We start from the raw sequence: 20472 nt of genomic DNA, 5'->3' as shown, positions 1-20472 counted from the left end.
CCTCTTTATTTTAAATTCGCACATTCTTTAGAGCAATAATATTCGCCATCTTTGATTATAGATTCGCTTGATGAGACAAATGTCCCACATCTCTTGCATTCAAAGCACATCTCTTCTATATTTTTTTTATTTTCTTTTGTTTTTGTGAAAATTTTATTTGTGCTACTTTTTCTAATAAAAAAATAATACACACCAACAATTAATAAAATAACTACAAGCCACTGCATTCTGCACCTTTAATTGCAATATAATTTAATAACCCATTATTAAAAATTTCGTATTTTAGCTTAATTTTAGATAGCTCATCTTGCACACTAGAACCTTTAAAAAGCAATAATAAAGAATCTCTATTTAACAAATGAATACATTTATTTAATAGTTCTTTAACCTCAAATGTCGCCCTTGAAGTTATCAAATCAGGCTCTTTATTGGTTTGTGCAACAATCTCACTTAATGAAAGTTCTTCAACTTTTTTCCTAAAAATATAAAAATTATCCAACTCCAACTCTGCTTTTAGATTCTGCAAAAATGCAGCCTTTTTTACATTTGGTTCGCACAAAATAGTAGTTATATTAAGAGAGATTCCAAGTGGGACTGCTGGGAATCCATTACCACTTCCTATATCCAAAATGCATGTTTTATCTTTTATCTTTAAAGAATCTAGCGTTAGTGGATATAGAGAATATTGAATATTTTTTTCAATCCTTTCTTTGCTGTTTGCGCCGCTTAAACTATGGATTTTATTCCATTTTTGAAGTATTTGTATATATTTTTCCATATTCATAGCACAAGCATTCCATCACCATAAGAATAGAATCTATATTTATTGTCTATTGCTTCTTTATAGATTCTTTTTAGCTCACTAAGTCCTACAAAACTAGAGACAAGCATAAGCAAAGTTGTCTTAGGTAGGTGAAAATTTGTAAGAATAGCATTTGTCTTTATTGGTTTATTTTTTGGATTCAAAAATAAATCACACTCTCCACTTGTAATACCATCTCTAAAATAAGATTCAACAACCCTAGTAGCTGTCGTCCCTATTGTTGTTATATGCTTTGAATCTTTTAAAATATCTATAGTCTTTTGTGGGATAAAGAATCTTTCTTTATGCATTTTATGCTCTAAAATATTCTCACTACAAACACCAAGATAAGTCCCAGCCCCGACATGAAGCGTAACAAAAGCATGTTTGAAAATATTTTGCAATGTTGCAAAAGATTCTTTACTAAAATGCAATGAAGCAGTAGGAGCTGCAATAGCACCAAGATTTCTAGCAAATATCGAGTTATATTCGACTTCTTTATTATTAGAATCTGACTTAATATAAGGCGGAAGTGGCACTACGCCACAATATTCTAAAAACTCTAAAAACTCACCTTCATTCATACAAGATAAAAAATTATAATCCCTACTAAAAGAAGCTTCTTTAAATCCTCCTCCGCAATCTTTTAGAATCTTTGCAAACACTCCATTATCAAACTTGACAATACTACCAACTTTAAGCCTACCTCTAAATTGCAATAAAAATACGCTCTCGCTAATAGCCCTATGGAACAAAGCTTCAATTTTTGCACCATTTGCAGAATCTTTATGTATTTTATTTCCATAGATTCGAGCTTTTATCACCTTTGTATCATTAAATATCAAAGTAGAATCTTTAGGCACAAAATCAATAAATGACGCAAAAGTAGTATGTGTAATTGACTTATCTTTTCTATTGTAAACAAGTAATTTAGCATTTTCCTTTGGCTCTATTGGGCTATGCGCTATTAACTCTTGTGGTAAGTTATAATCATAGCTTGATAGCAATAAATCATTCATCTTCTAATTCTTCTTTTTCCTCTTTGTAAGGATTAACAACTTTAGCAATAAAAATAGATAATCCATATAATAAAGTAAGAGGTATTGCCATTAAAAATTGAGACAGAACATCAGGTGGCGTAAGAATCGCTGCTAAGACAAAAATAAACACAATTGCATATTTAAAATATTCTCTTAGCGTTTTATCAGTAACAAGCCCTATTTTTGCTAAGAAAAATGTAATAACAGGCAATTCAAATGAGATACCAAATCCTACCATTAGCTTTGCAAAAAAACTAACATAATCCCCAATACTAGGCAAAGCAGTAAAAAGTTGACTACCAAAATTTATTAAATACGAAAACCCTATTGGAAAAGCCACATAATAAGCAAATGCACAACCACTTACAAAAAAGAATGTCCCAAATATAACAAATGGAACTACAAATCTCTTCTCATTATCGTATAATCCCGGTGCTACAAAGCTCCAAAGTTGCCAAAAAATCACAGGTAAAGAGACTATAAACCCACCAAAAAATGCTACTTTAATAGCTGTAAAAAATGCCTCTCCAACTTGAGTAAAAATCACACTCTCTTGCCCCTTTGGCAATGCTGCACTAAGTGGGGCTACCATCCAATTTAAAATAATTTCCCAAAAGTAAAAACAAACACAACAAGCAACAAGCAATGCTATTGTTATATTAATTAGGCATTTTCGCAAATCATGTATATGTGGCTTTAAATCCTCAAGCATTCCCTATCTCCGATTTTTCATTTTTCTCATTGTTTTTAAAAGTTAGTGTTGTTTTATTTGAATCTGGTTTTACTGCTATGCTATTATCTTTTGCACTATGTGTGTGTTGCGTTTTTACCGGAACTTCCTCTCTTATATCATCTAATTCTAAACTATCAAAAGAAATATCCTTTGTAATGTTATTTTTTACATCACTTAAACCTTGTGTTATGCTATTTTTATAAGCTAGGGCTTCCTCTTTTATCTTACTTAAATTCACTTCTCTATCTAAGCTATCTTTTGCTTCGTCCATTGTTTTTTTTGCTGCTTTTATAAATTTTGCAACATCTACTAAAGCTTTTGGTAGCTTTTCTGGACCTAAAAATATAATAGCAATAACAGCCACCATTAAAATCTCAAAAAATCCCATTCCAAACACGATAATATGCCTTTTTGCATTGTTGAAAATTAAAATTTAGTGATTTTATCTAATTTTGGAATAAATTGTGCTTTTTAAGCCTTAAAATTAATAAACAAGGAAGTTATATGAATAACACATGCAAGATTATACTATCAACAATCATAGCTATTAGCCTTAGTGGATGTATATCACCAAAGACAGATGCATTTTTGCTTGGTGCTGGTCTTGGTGCTGGTGCTACATATTATTTTTTAAATAACGGCAAAATAGATGGTATAAGCAAAAATGGAATAAACAAAAAGCCAAGAGGGCAAGTATATGACACTTCTATACCTGCTGAACTAGAATGGCACTATTTAGAAGAAGATCTATTTGAACAAGCCTCCAAAATAGAAAGAGGAATTGGATATTAACCTAAAAAATCATCTAAAATACTAGAATGCAATACGGCATTAAATTCTAGTATTTCATAACTTGCAATTTTTGCTAGATTGTATGGATCTTTGCTAACAAATTCCAAAGCATCATCTTTACTTTGGAATTTACCTATTATAATCCCACCAACTTTTGGTTTTCTAGGACCACTTGCCAATAAAATCCCTCTTTCATAATGCTTCTTTAGATATTCTCTATGAGTTGGTAGAATCTCATTTATTTCATCTAAACTACTAGTATATGTAATTAAAATCACAAATAAATTCATGCTAGTCCTTTACTTAAGAAGCTTTTATAAAACCAAAAGATTCCAACAATTCCAACAATTCCAACAATATAACCTAAAAGTAATGAATTAAAATACCCAGCTACGCCAAAGCTGATCACAGAAACAAAGGCAGTAGTAGTAGCATATGGCAATTGTGTTATAAAATGACTTTGCACAGAACAGCCAGCACCAGTTGCAGAGAGTATAGTAGTATCTGATATTGGTGATGCATGATCTCCATATACAGCACCAGCTAATACAGCAGATATACTAAGAGTGATATTTACATCGTTTTGTATAGCAATTGCAGCTCCAATAGGAAGCATAATAGCAAATGTCCCCCAGCTAGTCCCTGTGCATAATGCAATAAACCCAGAAATCAAAAACAAAATAACTGGCACTATTAACTCTATTGATAATTGACTTGTTGCTAGATAATCTTTACTAATATTTGCCAAATAAACTCCAGTTTGCAAATCATTTTTAATAACAGGTCCTATACTCCATGCAAGAATCAATATTAAAATCGCAGGAAGCATTGAGATAAATCCATCTTTTACAATATGAAAATAGTCTTTTAATTCTATATTTTTATAAGATACAAAAATTGATATAACCAATGCACATAATCCACCAAAAAACAAAGAAAAACCAGTCTCTGCACTTGATAGCATGTCAATAGGATTTAGGCTATTTGTAGCTTTATATCCAGTAAAAAATATAAAAAATCCAACAAACACAATAAGAGAAAAAATAGGGATAATAAGCATCCATATATTCCCACATCTATCGCTATACTTTAGCTCATCTGCAGAATCGATTCCTACATTTTGATTATTCCTCATAACAGATAAATTAATCTGCCAATATATTGTTAAAAACACAGCTAATAAAGCAAACCAAGCATAATAATTCCCCCAAATACTAGAAACCAAAACACTAAAACCGGATTCTCCTTCAATAAGACCGCTTGTGATACCTAAAATATAAGCACCCCAACTAGAAATTGGCATTAAAATACAAATAGGTGCAGAAGTTGAATCTATAATATAAGCTAACCTCTCTCTTGTCGAGTGATTTGCGTCATTTAGGGGTCTTGCTATTTGTCCAACCGTTAATGCATTAAAATAATCATCTATAAAAATAACAATCCCAGCAATAAAGGCTAAAAACTCCGAACCCTTTGGGCTATTAACCCTCTCTCTAGCCCATATCACAAAGGCTTTCATACCACCAGAGCTTTGCATAATTTGTGTCAAAATACCAAGCAAAACCAAAAACAAAAACACATACAAAGACGAAACTGAAACTTCACCATCACTATAAAACACTGATGAAATGGAACTATAAACATACTCTAAAGATTCAAAAAATGAATCTTTTAGCATAAATCCAGCCAACACAATACCGACAAATAACGATAAAACAACTTGTCTTGTAATTAATACCAATAAAATAACCACTAAAGGCACAACCAAACTTAAAGCAGAATCAACATACATTATAAACCTTTTATAACATTAGTAATTAAGTTTGAAATTATACAATAAAGCAAAATCAACCATTCTCTTCCCAAGAATTACGCAATTTATGCAAATTTTCTTTAATATCTCCATTCCAAATATAACTAATAGATGCTATCATGGAAGCTTTCTTTAACATTCCTGCATTATTTGCACAAATACCACCTATAGCACATGTGCTAATGCCTTCTATCTTATTAAAAATATCCAAATTTATTTGTTGTACATTTTGCTTTGTTTGAGATTTAAAACATGCACCAAATGCCACATAATTAGCCCCTATGCTTTTTGCTTGTAAAGCTAAGTTTATATCTCCATAGCATGATACACCCAAGATTCCATGAAACCTATCTCTAATGCACTTTAGCTCATCTAAAGAATATAATTCTCCATTATCTTTAGTCCCCACATGTAATCCATTACTTTTCATCTTAATTGCCAACTCAACTCTATCATTTATAATAAAATTCACACCAAAACTAGCACAAATATCGCCAAGCTCTACACACCACGATTCTAAAGATAAATCATCACTACTCTTATCTCTAAGCTGAAAGCACACAATATCATCGCAAGCACTTAATAATTGCTCTTTAATTATTGCATATGGGGTTAGTTTCTCATCGCTAATAGCATATATTCCATGTAGGTTTTTCACAATATTCCTTTATGTTAAAATACCTAAATGATAACATTAGAAGTTTTAATAGTAGGCATAGTTCAAGGCGTTGGCTTTAGACCATTTGTATATAAAAGTGCTATAAATAATAATATAAATGGGTTTGTAAAAAATACCAACAAAGGCGTATATATACTAGCACAAGGCAGTAAAGAAAATATAGAATCTTTTTTAGATTCTTTTAATAACCCACCACAAGCCGCACAAATAGAGAGTATAAACACCAAAACTATAATGTCTCATACACTCTATAAAAACTTCCAAATAGAAAAAAGCGATAACAAAGATACAAAAACAGCGGATATTGCACCTGATATTGCAATGTGTGATGATTGCAAAGAAGAATTATTTGACAAACAAAACAAAAGATATTTATATCCATTTACGAGTTGCACAAATTGTGGTGGCAGATATAGCATAATAAAAGAACTCCCATATGATAGAGATAATACTGCTATGGATATATTTGCTATGTGTGATGATTGCAAAGAAGAATACAATGATATAAACAACAGAAGATTCCACTCTCAAATTAATTGTTGTAAAAAATGTGGTCCAAGGCTTATTTTTACGGAAATTTTTGATTATAACAATTTAGATTCAAGCCTAAATATAGAAAGTATAAATCCACTCCAAAATGCTATAAATGCAATAAATAATGGACATATAATAGCCCTAAAAGGACTTGGTGGATACACTCTAGTATGTGATGCAACAAACAATAAAGCAATAAAGAATCTAAGAGCAAGAAAAAAAAGACCAACAAAACCATTTGCCATTATGTGTAAAGACATAAGCATGGCAAAACTTCTAGCAAAAATAAGCAAACAAGAAGAAGAGTTATTGCTATCTCCACAAGCACCAATAGTATTGTGTGATATAAATAAATCACATAATATACCACTACATCTAATAGCACCAAACTTAAATAAACTAGGAATCATACTTCCCTACACGCCAATACATCATTTATTATGTAGTCAGATTCAAGTTCCACTAATCTTTACAAGTGCTAATATAAGTGGAGAGCCTATTATCAAAGATTTCAAAAATATTTATAAAAAATTACAACATGTATGCGACTATGCCCTAACATATAATAGAGATATAATAAATCCAATTGATGATAGCCTAGTTAGAGCAATCAACAATCAAATGCAGATTCTAAGGAGAGCTAGAGGGTTTAATAACACAATAAACACACTAAATAAAGAACAAAACTTCATAGCACTAGGAGCAGAACAAAAAAATACATTTTGCATAAATATCAACAATAAAACAATGCTAAGCCCACATTTAGGTGATCTATACAACATAGAATCACTAAATAACGCCAAAGAGACAATAAGACTATTTACAAAGCAATATAATGCAAATATAAATGAATTTATAGCCGACATGCACCCTTTGTATTCAAATAAAAAGTTAGTAACAGAAAACTCTAACTTACACACCATACAACATCACTTCGCACATTTACTATCAAATATCGCAGAAAACAAAATAAATAAAAAAACGCTAGGAATCATATTTGATGGCACAGGATATGGACTAGATGGCAATATATGGGGTGGAGAATTCTTATTATATGACCCCAAACAACCTCTAAAATTTAGAAGAATTGCCTTTTTTGAAAACTTCTATTTATTAGGTGGAGAAAAAGCCATTAAAGACATTAGAAGATTGGGGCTTGAAGGATTGTTTTTAGCATTTGGAAATCAAGTATTTCAGATTCAACATAAACTTATCGATAGCCTAAAAGATGAGTTTGGAGAGAATGCAATAGATATTTTCTACAAACAACACAAAAGTGGCAAAATGCCACGATGCAACTCCATTGGAAGACTTTTTGATATGGTAGCTATATTGTGTAATGCAGTAGACAAACAAAGCTATGAAGGTGAATGCGGAATGATACTAGAAAGTTTGGCAGAAACTTCAAATATTACGCATGGTTATAGCTTTAAAATAAATAATCAAACAATCTCAATAAAAGAAATATTACTAGAAATAATAAAAGACATACACAACAAAGAATCTATAAACGATATAGCAAAAAAATTCCATATCACACTTGTAAATATCATTAATGAAATTTCAAAGTTATATGCAAATGAGTATGAATGTATAGCTATTAGCGGTGGTTGTTTTCAAAATAAACTACTAACAAATCTAATACAGCAAACAAACAAAAATATCTATATAAACAAAAAAATACCATGCAACGATGGCGGTATTAGCGTAGGTCAAGCATATTATATGAATTTAAAGAATAAAATGAATCTTTAGAGGAAATTGCCCTCTAAAGATTAATGTGCATCATGCCAAACTTTGCGTTTCCACAAGTATGCAATCACACCCATAACAAGCATAAATAAAACCATCTTCCAACCAAGAGATTCTCTTTCTGCCTTTTTACTATCACCAACTTCTTCCATATATTTTACAACTTGAATCTCTGCACTCTCTGTCAAACCTACACGCGGCATAGCAGTTCCTGCAAGTCGTTTTTGAGGATCATTAATGAATGTATGCAAATAATCCATATTTCTACTTCTAATCATCATGGATAAATCAGGCACCTTAGCACCTAAATAAGTTTTTAAGCCACCATTTGCTTGCCACTTATCATATCTAACATCATGACATCTACCACAAGAATCAATAAACACTTCTTTGTTAGTCATACTAGCAGGTGCTATACTTACCAAATAAGCCACAATATCTGCTATTTCTTGATCGCTCATCCAATCATACGCAGGCATAGGGTGATTACCATCAAACTTGTGAGTTTGCTTTGTTGCTACTGCTATATTTTTAATAGCATTTGCAAGAAAATTAGTCTCATAAATAAAACCAGCCGAAGATAAATCAGGCGGAACAACACCATAAGCACTTAAAGCGTCTTCTGGTGCAAATGGTGATTCCAAACCTTCCTTATTAATTGAATGACATGCTATACAATTAGCAACCACCAATTCTTTACCATTACCAATATTTCCCTTTGCTGTATCTATAGGTTGCAAATCAGCAAATGTATAATCTGCTGGTTCAACTTTTGGATTCATTTGACTATGAGCAAATGGCTCAACACCCCAATAGATAACTCCCGTAACAAATACAACTACTATTAATGCTACAAATTCTTTCATGCTACTCCCCTATTGACCATTCTTTTTTGCTTCTAACTTAGTAATTACAGGAAGTGCAACAAGCAATAAGAATAAAAATAAAATTGAAGCCACAAATCCAATATACGCATTAACACCAGTTGGTGGTAATTTACCCCATATAGTTAAAACAATCATATCGGCAATCAAAACCCAATACCAAACCATAAATGCTGGTCTCTTGTGTGCAGGTGCAACTACATTGCTTCTATCTAACCAAGGCAATAGAACAAAAATAACATTTGCTATACCAAATGCTATTAGACCCAAATCTGCACTAAAGAAGAATCCTCTTAATACTTCATAGCTCCACAAGAAATACCATTCAGGATAAATATGCGGTGGTGTTTTTAAGTGATCTGCTGGATCAAAGTTAATAGGATCTAGTGCAAAACTATAGTGATAACATGTTAAATAAAACAAAATAGCCAAAAAGAAACTAGCTACAAAGAAGTCTTTTGATAAGAACATAGGCCAAAAAGGAATAACTTTAGATTCTTTTTTATTACCTGCTTTGAATTTTTCTGCTTCTTTTTCAAAGTCTATCTCTTCACCATATGCGTTATTAACATGAGGAATTCTTAATGTATAAAAGTGCATAACTATAACTGCAATAATAATTACAGGTAACAGCACAACATGCAACATAAAAAACCTAGTCAAAGTAGCATCAGAGACTATAAAGTTACCTCTAATCCATATAACCAAATCAGGTCCTATAACTGGAATAGCACTAAATAAGTTTGTAATAACAGCTGCCGCCCAATAGCTCATCTGACCCCAAGGAAGCATATATCCACTAAATGCCTCTGCAGAGAAAAGAACAAATAACAGCATACCTGTTATCCATATCATCTCCCTACCCTTCTTATATGAACCATAATAAATGCCAACAAACATATGGATATAAATAATTAAAAAACAAACAGAAGCACTAACTGCGTGTAAATGTCTCCATAACCACCCATATTCTACCTCTTGCATAATTGTGTAATTTACACTATCAAAAGCAAGTTTTGTATCTGGCTTATAATACATAAGCAAGAACAAACCAGATACAACTAGCAATGTAAATAAAACAACCAATACAACGCCCATAGCCCAAAGAAAATTAATATTCTTTGGTATCCAATATTCAGTCATTAAAACCTTCATTAGAGGTCTTATAGCTATTCTTTGATCAAGCCAATCAACAATTCCATCTGCTTTTCGTATTTCTGCCATCTATAACCCCCTATGCTTTATTAACCAACTTTAAATACTCAGGACCCTCTTCTCCTAGAACTAACTTTTGACCATCTATCTTAAATGGCGGTATAGTCATTGGTGTTGGCGGGGGACCGAAGGTATTTTTACCACATGCATCAAACTTTCCACCATGACAAGCACAATGAAATTCAGTTGTGTCAGCACTATATGAAGGAATACAGCCTAAGTGGGTGCAAATTTGAATCCCAACACTATAATCAGCATTTCCAACCACTACATCTCTATCTTCACACTTTTTCATTTCTGCAGTTTTTTTAATAATATACACAGGGTTACCTCTGTATTCAACCTGTCTATACTCCCCATCTTGCATACTACTCAAATCAACCGTAGTAAAACCAGCCGAAACAACGCTAGGTAATGGATCCCAAGAAGATTTCATAGCAACAAGAGAGGCGCCAACTCCAACTGCTGCTACACCTCCTAAAGTCATACCAAGGAAATCTCTACGACTAACTTCTTTCTCTCCCATGACTACCTCCTTAAATTTTATATTATACGAGCTCTATAATTGCCATCTCAGCGGCGTCGCCAACCCTAAGCCTAGTTTTTATAATCTTCGTATAACCACCATTTCTACTTGCATATCTAGGTGCTATTTCTGTAACCATTTTCTTTACAGCAACCTTATCTTGCAAGTGAGAAAATATTATTCTATGTGCCATACTATCGCCTTTTCTAGCTCTAGTAATTAATTTTTCAAAATAAGATTGCAATTCTTTTGCTTTTGGCAAAGTAGTTTCAATCTTCTCTCTTTCAATTAGAGCAATTGATAAGTTCTTCAGCAAAGCTTTTCTGTGAGAAGATGTTCTACCAAGCTTTCTGTATCCATGTCTATGTCTCATGTTTATCCTTTATTAATTTGAAAATTTTTTCTTAAGGAATGCAAGTAAATCTTTAGAAATTTCTTTATCAACAGGATAGCCCAACTCTTCTAGCTTGGCTGTAATTTCATCTAATGATTTCTTACCTAAATTCTTTATGTTTTTAATCTGTTCTTCATCTAACAAGACTAACTCACCTAAATATTTAATACCAGAACGATCTAAACAATTAAAACATCTAGCACTGAAATTTAAACTTTCAATAGTTTGCAACATAATTTTACTTTCTGGTATTTCATCATTACTAGAAGCAATGCTAGGAATCTCTATGCTTAGTTCAGTATTAAATATAGACATTTGTTTATGCATAACATTTAATGCATTTTTAAAAGCAGTTAATGGGTCAATTTGACCATCTGTTTGTATGTTAAAAATGACTTTCTCATAATTTGGATCATCTTCTAAGAGTATATTTTCTGTAACATAAGTAACATTTGTAACAGGTGTAAAATAAGCATCAAGTGGCATAAAGCCTTCTGCTACATCATGTCTTATCTCTTCGCTAGGAACATAACCTATACCTTTTCTAATTATAATAGAAAAGTTAAGAGAAGCATCATCGTTTATTGTAGCTAGATGCATATCTGGCGTAACGATTTCAACCAAATCATTCGACAAATCAGCACCACTGATAGCTTTAGGTCCTTTAAAACTATAATCAACGCTAACAAATTCACTATCGTCTTTAATTTTGAATCTTATCGATTTCAAATTTACAATAAAATGAGATACATCTTCCACCATTCCTCGCACAGAATCAAACTCATGTGAAACACCATCTATGTGAAGTGCAATAGGTGCAAAACCAACAGAACTACCCAACAAAAGGCGCCTTAAAGGATGAGCCAATGTAATTGCATATCCAGCTTCAAATGGATATGCAGATATCTGTATACTATTGTTTCCTGTTTCTTCAACCTTAATGCTTGTTGGAGTATGAGGTGAAGTTTTAATACTTTTCATAACTACTACCTTATAAACTATTATTTAGAGTATAACTCAACAATGAGCCTCTCTTCAATAGGTATAACAACCTCTTCTCTTTCTGGCAATCTAGTAAAAATACCAAACACACCATTTTGATCAACATCAACCCATGGAACTATACCTGTTTGTTTTGTTAGCTCTATTGCTCTTTGGATTTGTGGATTCTTTTTAGTTTTTTCAAATACTTCAATTTTTTGTCCAACATTAATTCTTGCTGATGGTATATCTAATCTCTTGCCATCAACCAATATATGTCCATGCACAACTAATTGTCTAGCAAATCTTCTAGTAGTAGCAAATCCCATTCTATACACTACATTATCCAATCTTCTCTCAATTAGTTTGATTAGATTTTCACCAGTATTACCCTCAAGCCTATTAGCCTCAACAAATATCGCACGGAATTGCTTTTCAGAAATACCATACATCATTCTTGCTTTTTGCTTTTCTCTAAGCTGAATCCCATATTCTGAAATTTTTCCTCTTCTTTGACCATGTTGTCCGGGACCATAAGGACGCTTATCTAAAGCACTTTTACCAGCTAATCTTCTTTCACCTTTTAAAGCTAGATTTACACCAAATCTTCTTTCAATTTTTTCAACAGGACCTCTATATCTTGCCATTTTTTCTCCTTACACTCTTCTTCTTTTTGGAGCACGACAACCATTATGAGGTAATGGTGTTACATCTTTAAACCACAACACTTTAATACCCTCGATACTTCCAATACTCTTAACAGCTGTCTCTCTACCACTACCTGGACCTTGTATTTTAACTCCAAGCTCTTTTATACCATGCTCTTTTGCTTTAGATACTGCATCTTCGACTGCTTGTTGAGCTGCATATGGAGTAGATTTTTTACTACCTTTAAAGCCTAACGCACCAGCTGTGCTCCAGCAAATAACATTTCCCATTTCATCTGTAATTGTTACGCATGTGTTGTTAAAAGCGGCAGAAATATGAATGATGCCTCTAGCTATATTCTTTTTAACAATTCTTTTTTTATTAGTTTGTCTTTTTGCCATATAAACCCCTTATTTTGATGCACTACCAACAGTTTTTCTCTTACCTTTTCGTGTTCTAGCATTATTTTTAGTAGTTTGACCACGAACAGGCAATCCTTTTCTATGTCTTAATCCACGATAGTTACCTAAATCCATAAGAGATTTAATATCCATTGTAACTTTTTTGCGTAAATCACCCTCTACGATATGGTGTGTTTGAATTTCTTTTGCAATTACAGAAACTTCATCTTCACCAAGGTCTTGAACCCTTTTATCACAAGAAATATTTACAGCTTTTAATATATCTCTTGAAGTCTTTAATCCTATACCATAAATATAGGTCAAAGCATATTCTATTCTTTTCTTTTTGGGTAAATCAACACCAGCAATTCTCGCCATTATCTTTCCTTTTTATCCTTGTCTTTGTTTATGTTTTGGATTCTCGCATATAACTCGAATCACGCCTTTTCTCTTGATAACCTTACATTTATCACACATTTTTTTAACGGAAGGTCTAACTTTCATACTTACTCCTAATGTGTTATTGAATCGCTAAAAATAGCTTTCTAAAACTAGACATTGAGTTTATAGTCCTCCAAAGGCTCATTCATCACCCAAACGACTATGAAAATTTAAAATAAAAAACCAAATATTATATTTAAAATCTTATTAAAAATTACTTATATCTAAAGGTAATTCTACCTTTATCCAAGCTATAAGGAGTTAGCTCTATTTTTACCTTATCACCTTGTAGAATCTTTATATAATGCATTCGCATTCTACCTGCTATATGACATAAAATAATATGCCCATTTTCTAATTCCACCCTAAATGTGGCATTAGGCAACGCTTCTTTTACAATACCATCAACTTCTATTACATCATCTTTAGCCAAATTTATTCCTTTGATAAAATTTCTGCTTTGCCATTAATCACTGCTATGGTATGTTCATAATGACTACCTCTTAAACCATCTTTAGAAACAACACTCCACTCATCATCTAGCACAACTGGTTCACTTTGTTTCTGGCATATCATAGGCTCTATACAAAATACCATGCCATTTTTTATTTTATCTCCCTGTTTTGCCTTAGTTCCTTCAAGATAGTTTGGAATCTCTGGTGCTTCATGTGGCTTCCTACCTATCCCGTGTCCGCAAAAACCAAACAAAGGCACATATCCATAATCCAAAATAAAATGCTCAATTAATTCACTTAGCTCTTTAAAGTGCATACCCGGCTTAATTTGGCTAATTGCAAAATATAGTGCATCTTTAGCACAAGCAATAAGCTTTGAATCTTCTTGTGAAATATTTCCTACCCCACAAGTAATAGCTGCATCGCCAAACCAACCATCTAGCTCAACACCTATGTCAAGTCCAACTATATCACCATCTCTAAGCTCATAATCATTTGGAATCCCATGAATAATCACTTCATTAACCGATGTGCAAACAGAACCACTAAAGCCGTATAACCCCTTAAAAGCTGGTCTTCCACCACATTTTCTAATAAAGTCTTCACCAATAGAATCTATTTCTTTTAAAGTAAGTCCCGGAGTGAGTTGAGCTTTTATATGATTTAGTGTTTTAGCAACTATTTTACTAGCTTTTCTTATGGATTCTATTTCATTAGGTTTGCGTATTGCAATTGCCATACTACAAACCTACTGCACTTAAAGTTTTGTATTTATTCATATACATTTGAGCCTCTATTTTACGCATTGTATCAACTGCTACTTGAACAACAATCAAAACTGCAGTCCCTCCAAAATAGAAAGGCACACCAGAGGCTTTAACCAAAATCCAAGGTAAAGTAGCTATAAGCCCCAAATATATAGCACCCCATAATGTTAATTTGTTCGCAACATCTGTTAAGAAATTCATTGTGCCTTCACCCGGTCGAATCCCCGGTATGAATCCACCTTGTTTCTTTAGATTTTCGGAAATATCTTTTGGGTTAAATGCAATTGAAGCATAAAAGTAAGCAAAAAACATAACAAACAAAAACATCAAAATATTATATGAGTAACTATTTGGATTTAAATAATCAGCTATCTTTAAAACTATACTATTGGTTGAAGACTGCAAAATTGTACTAGGAAACATCAACACAGCAGAAGCAAAAATAGGAGGTATAACTCCACTAAGATTCATTTTAATTGGAATGTAATTCATAATTCTTTTATCTTGATTTTGCATAACTACTTTTCTTGAATAAGATACTGGTATTCTTCTTTCCCCAAGTTCCACATAAATGATACATAGCACTGTTACCAAAATTATCGCAAATATAAACAAAAGAACAACCCAACTAATTTGATTTGTATTTACTAGATTAAATGTTCCAAAAATAGCACTAGGAAGACCAGATATAATACCACCAAATACAACTAAGCTTATACCATTACCAATGCCTCTTTGCGTAATTTGTTCTCCAATCCACATAAGCAACATTGTTCCACACAACATAGATATAGCAGAAATAGCAATAAATAGATTCATATCTATAATTATCGCACCATTAGCACCACCACCAATACTTCTCAATCCTATAGATACACCAACTGCCTGTATTAGAGTTATAACAATAGTAACATATCTTATTATTTGAGTATATTTTTGCATTCCATCTCGTTCTTTTTTCATATTTCCGAGATTTGGAAATGTAGCTGCTAATAATTCCATTATAATAGAAGCTGTAATGTATGGCATAATACCTAATGATATAACACTAAGTCTCTCAACAGCATTACCGCTAAACATATTAAATAAGCCAAGTGCATTTGAAGCATTGCTATCAAAAAATGATTTTATAACAGCAGTATCAACACCGGGAACTGGCACATAAGCCAAAACCCTATAAGCCAATAAAAAGCCAAGTGTAATCAAGATTTTATTAACAATAGTTTTATCCATTATTTTTGTCCGCTTGTACTAATTCTCTCATCTTTAATTTTAGAAGCAAGATTTTTAGCATTAGCTCCTATTAACTTTATCTTGTTTGTATAAGTAGGGAATTTATGTATTGTTCTTATACTTTCAAATGTTATTTCACTCAAAGAATCTATACCCTTTATTGTTTCAACATTAATAACATAAGGTTTTACAACCCTGCTTTTAAAACCAACTTTAGGCAATCTTCTTTGCAATGGTTGCTGACCACCTTCAAAACCTCTTTTTTGTTTTGAACCAGTTCTAGCAGTTTGTCCCTTGCCACCTCTTGTAGAGGTTTTTCCCATACCGCTACCTTGACCTCTACCAACTCTTTTAATTTTCTTTACACTACCTTTTGCAGGAGCCAAATTCTCTAAACCCATAAAATCTCCTTATGCTTTTACTTTAGCCAATGCATCAATTGTTGCTCTTACAACATTGTAAGGATTATTTGAACCAAGCGATTTTGTAAGAATATCTTTGATTCCTGCCATTTCTAAAACTGGTCTTACAGAACCACCTGCAATCACTCCAGTACCCTCACTAGCAGGCTTCAATAAAATAATACTAGAATTGTATTTTTCTTGGACATCATGTGCTATTGTAGTGCCCTTTATATTTATTTTAATAATATTTTTAAAAGCATCATCAATAGCCTTTTTTATAGCATCTGGAACTTCCTTAGCCTTGCCAAGTCCAAACCCAACAAGACCATCTTTATTACCAACTACTACTAAAGCATTGAATCTAAATCTTCTACCACCTTTTACAACCTTAGTAACACGCCCTATATTTACAACAACTTCTTTAAAATCTTCTCTATTAATTTCCATCTTATCCCCTACAAACTAATTCCATTTTCGCGAAGCGAATCTGCAAAACTTGCAACAACACCATGATATAAATATCCATTTCTATCAAAAATAACCTTTTCAATCTTTGCCTTTTTCAAGCTATCAGCCAGAGAAGAAGCTATTTTCTTTACATCATCTTTATTGTTTTTTAGACCCATTTTCTTACCATCAACACTAGCTAAAGTTACACCATTTACATCGTCAATAGCCTGTGCGTAGAAATATCTATTTGAGCGAAAAATACTTAATCTAGGGGTTATAGAATCACCATGTATTCTAGAGCGAATCCTTAACTTTCTTTTAATTCTCAAACTTCTTTTTCGTTTAATGATTTTACTTGTCATGTCCTATCCTTATTTTTTAGAAGTTTTACCAGCTTTGCGGATAATATGCTCTTCTACATATTTCACACCCTTGCCTTTGTATGGTTCTGGTGGTCTAAACTCTCTAATTTCAGCTGCGATTTGACCTATTTGTTGCTTATCAGAACCTTTTATTGTTATAAGATTCTTATCAACAACGATCTCTACACCATCTGGAATATCATAATTTATAGGATGAGAAAAACCTAATGCTAATTCTAAAACCTTGCCCTTAATAGCAGCTTTATAACCAACACCATTTATCTCTAATTGCTTTGTGAAACCATCTGTTAAACCTATTACAATATTATTTGCTAAAGCTCTATAAGTTCCCCAATAAGCTCTATCTTGTGCACTATTGCCATTTAGAGAAAAGCTTAAACTGCCATCTTTAAATTCAATACCAACACGATTGTAAGTCTCCAACTCTTTTGTTAGCTTACTATTCTTAAAAACTATTTTGCTTCCTTCTATACTAACAGATACAGCACTTGGAATGCTAATAGGTTTTTTTCCAACTCTTGACATAAACTTCTCCTACCAAATACTACATAAAGCTTCGCCACCTACATTGGCTTTATAAGCTTCATCATTTGCGATAACACCCTTAGAAGTGCTAACCACAATTGTTCCATAGCCATTTTTGAATCTTTTTAATTCATTTCTAGCCTTATACACTCTTCTTCCGGGTTTTGAGATTCTAGTTATTTCGCTGATAACTGAACGACCTCTTTCATCGTATTTTAAAACAACATTAATCGATTGCTTTTTATCTTTTTCAACAACCTTATAGCCCTCAATGAATCCCTTAGCCTGAAATACATCTAAAATAGACACAACAACTTTTGCATAATACAAAGTAGTCGTGTCCAATCTTCTCATGCTTGCATTTCTAATTCTTGTTAATGAATCTGCAATAATATCATTTACCATCTCTTCCCCTTACCAACTTGCTTTTCTAAGTCCGGGTATCAAACCCTCATTACCCATTTTTCGAAGACAAACACGGCAAATACCAAAATCTCTATAAACAGAATGTGGTCTTCCACAAATAGAGCATCTAGTATATGCTCTAACTTTAAATTTAGGCTTTCTAGCCGCTTTAGCAATCATAGATTTCTTAGCCATTTACTCTTCCTTTTGCAAAAGGTAAGCCAAAAGATTCTAGTAAAGCAAACGCATCTTTATCGTTTGTAGCACTAGTAACAAAAGTTACATTCATACCATGACTTACCATAATATCATCATAAACTACTTCAGGGAAAATAAGTTGCTCATTAATACCAAAACTATAATTCCCTCTACCATCAAACCCATTTCTAGGAATACCTCTAAAGTCTTTAACTCTAGGTAATGCAATAACAATTAACTTCTCTAAAAAGTTATACATTTGATTGCCTCTTAGAGTAACCTTAACACCAATTGGCATACCTTCTCTCATTTTAAAACCTGCAACAGATTTCTTAGCAGAAGTAATAACTGCCTTTTGTCCAGCAATCAAAGAAATCGTATCTGCTATGTTTTGCATGATTTTAGTATCCTTTGCATACATACCAGCACCAACACTAATAACTATCTTATCAAGCTTTGGTAATAGCATAGGATTTTTTATATCAAGCTCTTTTGCCAACTTTGCTCTAATCTCATTTTTATATGCGGCTTTTAGTTGAAACATTTATTAATCCTCCGCTTTTTTAACATTTGAAATATGAATAGGCATTTCTTTGCTAATAAAACCACCTTTTGGATTCTTATCACTTGGTTTTACTGCTTTTTTTGCTACCTTGCAACCCTCAACAACAACTTGAGAATTTTTTGGCAATACACGCAAAACCTTAGCTTTCTTGCCCTTATCATCACCGGTAATAACTTCTACCATATCACCTTTTTTAATTTTGCATTTAACCATTACAATACCTCCGGTGCTAGTGAAACTATTTTCATAAAATTAGCATAACGAATCTCTCTACCAACTGGTCCAAAAATACGAGTTCCGATAGGTTCTTTTTTGCTATCTAGGATAACTGCTGCATTATCATCAAACCTAATTAAAGCACCATCTTCTCTATGGATTTCTTTTTTTGTTCTAACAACAACAGCCTTTACAACTTGACCTTTTTTTACCTTGCCATTTGGAAGTGCTTTTTTAACAGAAACAACAATAACATCTCCAATAGTAGCATATCTTCTTTTGCTACCACCTAGAACTTTGATGCACATAACTTCTTTTGCACCACTATTATCAGCAACATTTAATCTAGTAAAACTTTGGATCATAGCTCAACTCCTACAGATACAACATTATGCAATGTAAATGCCTTTCTTTTTGAAATTGGCTTACACTCGATTGCCTCAATAACATCACCAACTTTAACGCTATTGTTCTCATCATGCACTATATACTTTTTGAATCTCTTAACTATTTTTCTATATTTTGGGTGTATAACTCTTCTCTCAACAAGAACAGCTACACTTTTATCACCAGACTTAGCAACTACTCTGCCGGCAATTATTCTCTTATGTGGCTCACTTTTAGTTGCCATTATGCCCTCCTTTTTTCATTAAGAGCAGTTTTGATTCTAGCTATGTCTTTTCTAACCACTCTTATTTCACTTGAATTTGTAAGTTGCATAGTTTTTAATTTTAATCTTAATTCAAACATTAAAGATTCTTTCTCTTTTAAAAGACTATTTAACTCTTCTATATTTTTTGTATTAATATCAGTATATTTCATTTTCGCCCTCTCTAGTTACAATTTTTGTTTTAAAAGGGAGTTTGCTTTGTGCTAGAGATAAAGCATGTCTAGCTAGTGCCTCATCAACGCTACCCATTTCATATATGATTCTTCCCGGCTTAATATTCATAACCCACTTATCAACTGCACCTTTACCTTTACCCATACGAGTTTCAAGAGGTTTAGCAGTTAGTGGTTTATCTGGGAATACTCTAATCCAAACCATTCCCGTTCTTTTTGTAGCACGCGTCATAGCAATACGAGCTGCTTCAATTTGGCGAGAATCGATTCTTCCATGTTCAATAGCTTTTATGCCATATTCACCAAAAGCCAACGAATTACCGCGAAAAGCTTTTCCTCTATTTCTGCCTTTCATTTGCTTTCTATATTTTGTTCTTTTTGGCATTAACATAA

The 20472-nt window shown here is 32.6% G+C and carries 34 protein-coding genes; 2 read left to right on the top strand and 32 right to left on the bottom strand.

The features are described 5' to 3' along the window. Nucleotides 1-5: 5 nt before the first annotated feature. The 5 genes from PF021_RS00920 to tatB are packed head-to-tail and all read right to left on the bottom strand — an operon-like array spanning nucleotide 6 to nucleotide 2963. Entirely contained in the window at nucleotides 6-227 is a 222-nt protein-coding gene (locus PF021_RS00920) for a PP0621 family protein (protein WP_271020528.1), read from the bottom strand. Further along, on the bottom strand, nucleotides 212-784 hold the full coding sequence (gene rsmG / locus PF021_RS00915; protein ID WP_271020527.1) for a 16S rRNA (guanine(527)-N(7))-methyltransferase RsmG: 573 nt from the start codon (nucleotides 782-784) through the stop codon (nucleotides 212-214). Before rsmG ends, PF021_RS00920 begins: the two co-directional genes overlap by 16 nt. Next, nucleotides 781-1821 carry a tRNA preQ1(34) S-adenosylmethionine ribosyltransferase-isomerase QueA gene (queA, locus tag PF021_RS00910; protein WP_271020526.1) on the bottom strand — a complete coding sequence of 347 codons (1041 nt, stop codon included), beginning with the start codon at nucleotides 1819-1821 and terminating at the stop codon, nucleotides 781-783. Before queA ends, rsmG begins: the two co-directional genes overlap by 4 nt. After that, a complete protein-coding gene (gene tatC, locus PF021_RS00905; RefSeq protein WP_271020525.1) occupies nucleotides 1814-2554 on the bottom strand; it encodes a twin-arginine translocase subunit TatC in 741 nt (246 codons plus the stop codon). The genes queA and tatC overlap by 8 nt, the downstream gene beginning before the upstream one ends. Beyond that, nucleotides 2547-2963: a Sec-independent protein translocase protein TatB gene (gene tatB / locus PF021_RS00900; protein ID WP_407081398.1), complete on the bottom strand. Its 417-nt coding sequence runs from the start codon at nucleotides 2961-2963 to the stop codon at nucleotides 2547-2549. Before tatB ends, tatC begins: the two co-directional genes overlap by 8 nt. 116 nt (nucleotides 2964-3079) lie before the next feature. Here tatB and PF021_RS00895 point away from each other — a divergent pair, with 116 nt between their 5' ends. Beyond that, nucleotides 3080-3367 carry a hypothetical protein gene (locus tag PF021_RS00895; protein WP_271020523.1) on the top strand — a complete coding sequence of 96 codons (288 nt, stop codon included), beginning with the start codon at nucleotides 3080-3082 and terminating at the stop codon, nucleotides 3365-3367. Here the strand turns inward: PF021_RS00895 and PF021_RS00890 are convergent. From PF021_RS00890 to PF021_RS00880, 3 genes are read right to left on the bottom strand one after another with little or no spacing between them, the layout of a single operon-like run. Continuing rightward, entirely contained in the window at nucleotides 3364-3657 is a 294-nt protein-coding gene (locus PF021_RS00890) for a YciI family protein (RefSeq protein ID WP_271020522.1), read from the bottom strand. The genes PF021_RS00895 and PF021_RS00890 overlap by 4 nt on opposite strands. After that, on the bottom strand, nucleotides 3654-5159 hold the full coding sequence (locus tag PF021_RS00885; RefSeq protein WP_271020521.1) for a Na+/H+ antiporter NhaC family protein: 1506 nt from the start codon (nucleotides 5157-5159) through the stop codon (nucleotides 3654-3656). Before PF021_RS00885 ends, PF021_RS00890 begins: the two co-directional genes overlap by 4 nt. Nucleotides 5160-5214: 55 nt before the next feature. Beyond that, the gene (locus PF021_RS00880) at nucleotides 5215-5838 is read right to left on the bottom strand and encodes a thiamine phosphate synthase (RefSeq protein WP_271020520.1); all 624 of its coding nucleotides are present in this window, start codon (nucleotides 5836-5838) and stop codon (nucleotides 5215-5217) included. 27 nt (nucleotides 5839-5865) lie between these two features. Between PF021_RS00880 and hypF the strand changes: the two genes are divergently transcribed. After that, nucleotides 5866-8148, top strand: a complete 2283-nt coding sequence (gene hypF / locus PF021_RS00875) for a carbamoyltransferase HypF (RefSeq protein WP_271020519.1) — start codon at nucleotides 5866-5868, stop codon at nucleotides 8146-8148. A 20-nt stretch (nucleotides 8149-8168) separates the two neighbouring features. Here hypF and PF021_RS00870 read toward each other — a convergent pair whose 3' ends face one another. The 24 genes from PF021_RS00870 to rplP form a co-directional block, all read right to left on the bottom strand. Next, a complete protein-coding gene (locus PF021_RS00870; RefSeq protein WP_271020518.1) occupies nucleotides 8169-9011 on the bottom strand; it encodes a c-type cytochrome in 843 nt (280 codons plus the stop codon). A 9-nt stretch (nucleotides 9012-9020) separates the two neighbouring features. After that, nucleotides 9021-10253, bottom strand: coding sequence for a cytochrome b (locus PF021_RS00865; protein WP_271020517.1), 1233 nt, complete (start codon nucleotides 10251-10253; stop codon nucleotides 9021-9023). Nucleotides 10254-10263: 10 nt separating this feature from the next. After that, nucleotides 10264-10770, bottom strand: a complete 507-nt coding sequence (gene petA, locus PF021_RS00860; RefSeq protein ID WP_271020516.1) for a ubiquinol-cytochrome c reductase iron-sulfur subunit — start codon at nucleotides 10768-10770, stop codon at nucleotides 10264-10266. 22 nt (nucleotides 10771-10792) lie between these two features. Beyond that, the gene (gene rplQ, locus PF021_RS00855) at nucleotides 10793-11143 is read right to left on the bottom strand and encodes a 50S ribosomal protein L17 (protein WP_271020515.1); all 351 of its coding nucleotides are present in this window, start codon (nucleotides 11141-11143) and stop codon (nucleotides 10793-10795) included. 12 nt (nucleotides 11144-11155) lie between these two features. Then, nucleotides 11156-12145, bottom strand: a complete 990-nt coding sequence (locus tag PF021_RS00850; protein WP_271020514.1) for a DNA-directed RNA polymerase subunit alpha — start codon at nucleotides 12143-12145, stop codon at nucleotides 11156-11158. Nucleotides 12146-12165: 20 nt separating this feature from the next. Continuing rightward, complete coding sequence (gene rpsD, locus PF021_RS00845; protein ID WP_271020513.1) at nucleotides 12166-12792, bottom strand: 30S ribosomal protein S4; 627 nt, start codon at nucleotides 12790-12792, stop codon at nucleotides 12166-12168. A gap of 9 nt (nucleotides 12793-12801) precedes the next feature. Then, nucleotides 12802-13194, bottom strand: a complete 393-nt coding sequence (rpsK, locus tag PF021_RS00840; RefSeq protein ID WP_271020512.1) for a 30S ribosomal protein S11 — start codon at nucleotides 13192-13194, stop codon at nucleotides 12802-12804. 9 nt (nucleotides 13195-13203) lie between these two features. Beyond that, nucleotides 13204-13572 carry a 30S ribosomal protein S13 gene (rpsM, locus tag PF021_RS00835; protein WP_271020511.1) on the bottom strand — a complete coding sequence of 123 codons (369 nt, stop codon included), beginning with the start codon at nucleotides 13570-13572 and terminating at the stop codon, nucleotides 13204-13206. 12 nt (nucleotides 13573-13584) lie between these two features. Next, nucleotides 13585-13698 carry a 50S ribosomal protein L36 gene (gene rpmJ, locus PF021_RS00830; RefSeq protein WP_005022299.1) on the bottom strand — a complete coding sequence of 38 codons (114 nt, stop codon included), beginning with the start codon at nucleotides 13696-13698 and terminating at the stop codon, nucleotides 13585-13587. A 151-nt stretch (nucleotides 13699-13849) separates the two neighbouring features. Then, entirely contained in the window at nucleotides 13850-14068 is a 219-nt protein-coding gene (infA, locus tag PF021_RS00825) for a translation initiation factor IF-1 (protein WP_006801843.1), read from the bottom strand. 2 nt (nucleotides 14069-14070) lie between these two features. Continuing rightward, a complete protein-coding gene (gene map / locus PF021_RS00820; protein WP_271020510.1) occupies nucleotides 14071-14829 on the bottom strand; it encodes a type I methionyl aminopeptidase in 759 nt (252 codons plus the stop codon). A 1-nt stretch (nucleotide 14830) separates the two neighbouring features. Next, nucleotides 14831-16090, bottom strand: a complete 1260-nt coding sequence (gene secY / locus PF021_RS00815) for a preprotein translocase subunit SecY (protein ID WP_271020509.1) — start codon at nucleotides 16088-16090, stop codon at nucleotides 14831-14833. Beyond that, nucleotides 16090-16491, bottom strand: coding sequence for a 50S ribosomal protein L15 (gene rplO / locus PF021_RS00810; RefSeq protein WP_271020508.1), 402 nt, complete (start codon nucleotides 16489-16491; stop codon nucleotides 16090-16092). The genes secY and rplO overlap by 1 nt, the downstream gene beginning before the upstream one ends. A gap of 9 nt (nucleotides 16492-16500) precedes the next feature. Further along, nucleotides 16501-16941, bottom strand: a complete 441-nt coding sequence (gene rpsE, locus PF021_RS00805) for a 30S ribosomal protein S5 (RefSeq protein WP_271020507.1) — start codon at nucleotides 16939-16941, stop codon at nucleotides 16501-16503. Between the two features lie 8 nt (nucleotides 16942-16949). Beyond that, on the bottom strand, nucleotides 16950-17306 hold the full coding sequence (gene rplR / locus PF021_RS00800) for a 50S ribosomal protein L18 (protein WP_271020506.1): 357 nt from the start codon (nucleotides 17304-17306) through the stop codon (nucleotides 16950-16952). Between the two features lie 9 nt (nucleotides 17307-17315). Further along, the gene (rplF, locus tag PF021_RS00795; RefSeq protein WP_271020505.1) at nucleotides 17316-17852 is read right to left on the bottom strand and encodes a 50S ribosomal protein L6; all 537 of its coding nucleotides are present in this window, start codon (nucleotides 17850-17852) and stop codon (nucleotides 17316-17318) included. 9 nt (nucleotides 17853-17861) lie between these two features. Then, the gene (gene rpsH, locus PF021_RS00790) at nucleotides 17862-18257 is read right to left on the bottom strand and encodes a 30S ribosomal protein S8 (RefSeq protein WP_271020504.1); all 396 of its coding nucleotides are present in this window, start codon (nucleotides 18255-18257) and stop codon (nucleotides 17862-17864) included. A 9-nt stretch (nucleotides 18258-18266) separates the two neighbouring features. Beyond that, a complete protein-coding gene (locus PF021_RS00785; protein ID WP_026943278.1) occupies nucleotides 18267-18452 on the bottom strand; it encodes a type Z 30S ribosomal protein S14 in 186 nt (61 codons plus the stop codon). Then, on the bottom strand, nucleotides 18445-18999 hold the full coding sequence (rplE, locus tag PF021_RS00780; protein WP_271020503.1) for a 50S ribosomal protein L5: 555 nt from the start codon (nucleotides 18997-18999) through the stop codon (nucleotides 18445-18447). Before rplE ends, PF021_RS00785 begins: the two co-directional genes overlap by 8 nt. A 3-nt stretch (nucleotides 19000-19002) precedes the next feature. Then, nucleotides 19003-19233, bottom strand: a complete 231-nt coding sequence (rplX, locus tag PF021_RS00775) for a 50S ribosomal protein L24 (RefSeq protein ID WP_271020502.1) — start codon at nucleotides 19231-19233, stop codon at nucleotides 19003-19005. Beyond that, nucleotides 19233-19601, bottom strand: coding sequence for a 50S ribosomal protein L14 (rplN, locus tag PF021_RS00770; protein WP_271020501.1), 369 nt, complete (start codon nucleotides 19599-19601; stop codon nucleotides 19233-19235). Before rplN ends, rplX begins: the two co-directional genes overlap by 1 nt. Then, nucleotides 19598-19867, bottom strand: coding sequence for a 30S ribosomal protein S17 (gene rpsQ / locus PF021_RS00765; RefSeq protein ID WP_271020500.1), 270 nt, complete (start codon nucleotides 19865-19867; stop codon nucleotides 19598-19600). Before rpsQ ends, rplN begins: the two co-directional genes overlap by 4 nt. After that, entirely contained in the window at nucleotides 19867-20058 is a 192-nt protein-coding gene (gene rpmC / locus PF021_RS00760; protein WP_271020499.1) for a 50S ribosomal protein L29, read from the bottom strand. The genes rpsQ and rpmC overlap by 1 nt, the downstream gene beginning before the upstream one ends. Further along, nucleotides 20045-20470: a 50S ribosomal protein L16 gene (gene rplP / locus PF021_RS00755; protein WP_271020498.1), complete on the bottom strand. Its 426-nt coding sequence runs from the start codon at nucleotides 20468-20470 to the stop codon at nucleotides 20045-20047. The genes rpmC and rplP overlap by 14 nt, the downstream gene beginning before the upstream one ends. Nucleotides 20471-20472: the final 2 nt, after the last annotated feature.

It is taken from the genome of Helicobacter ibis (genome assembly GCF_027859255.1).
Classification (GTDB): Bacteria; Campylobacterota; Campylobacteria; order Campylobacterales; family Helicobacteraceae; genus Helicobacter_D; species Helicobacter_D ibis.
This window is presented reverse-complemented; position numbering and strand designations above follow the sequence as displayed.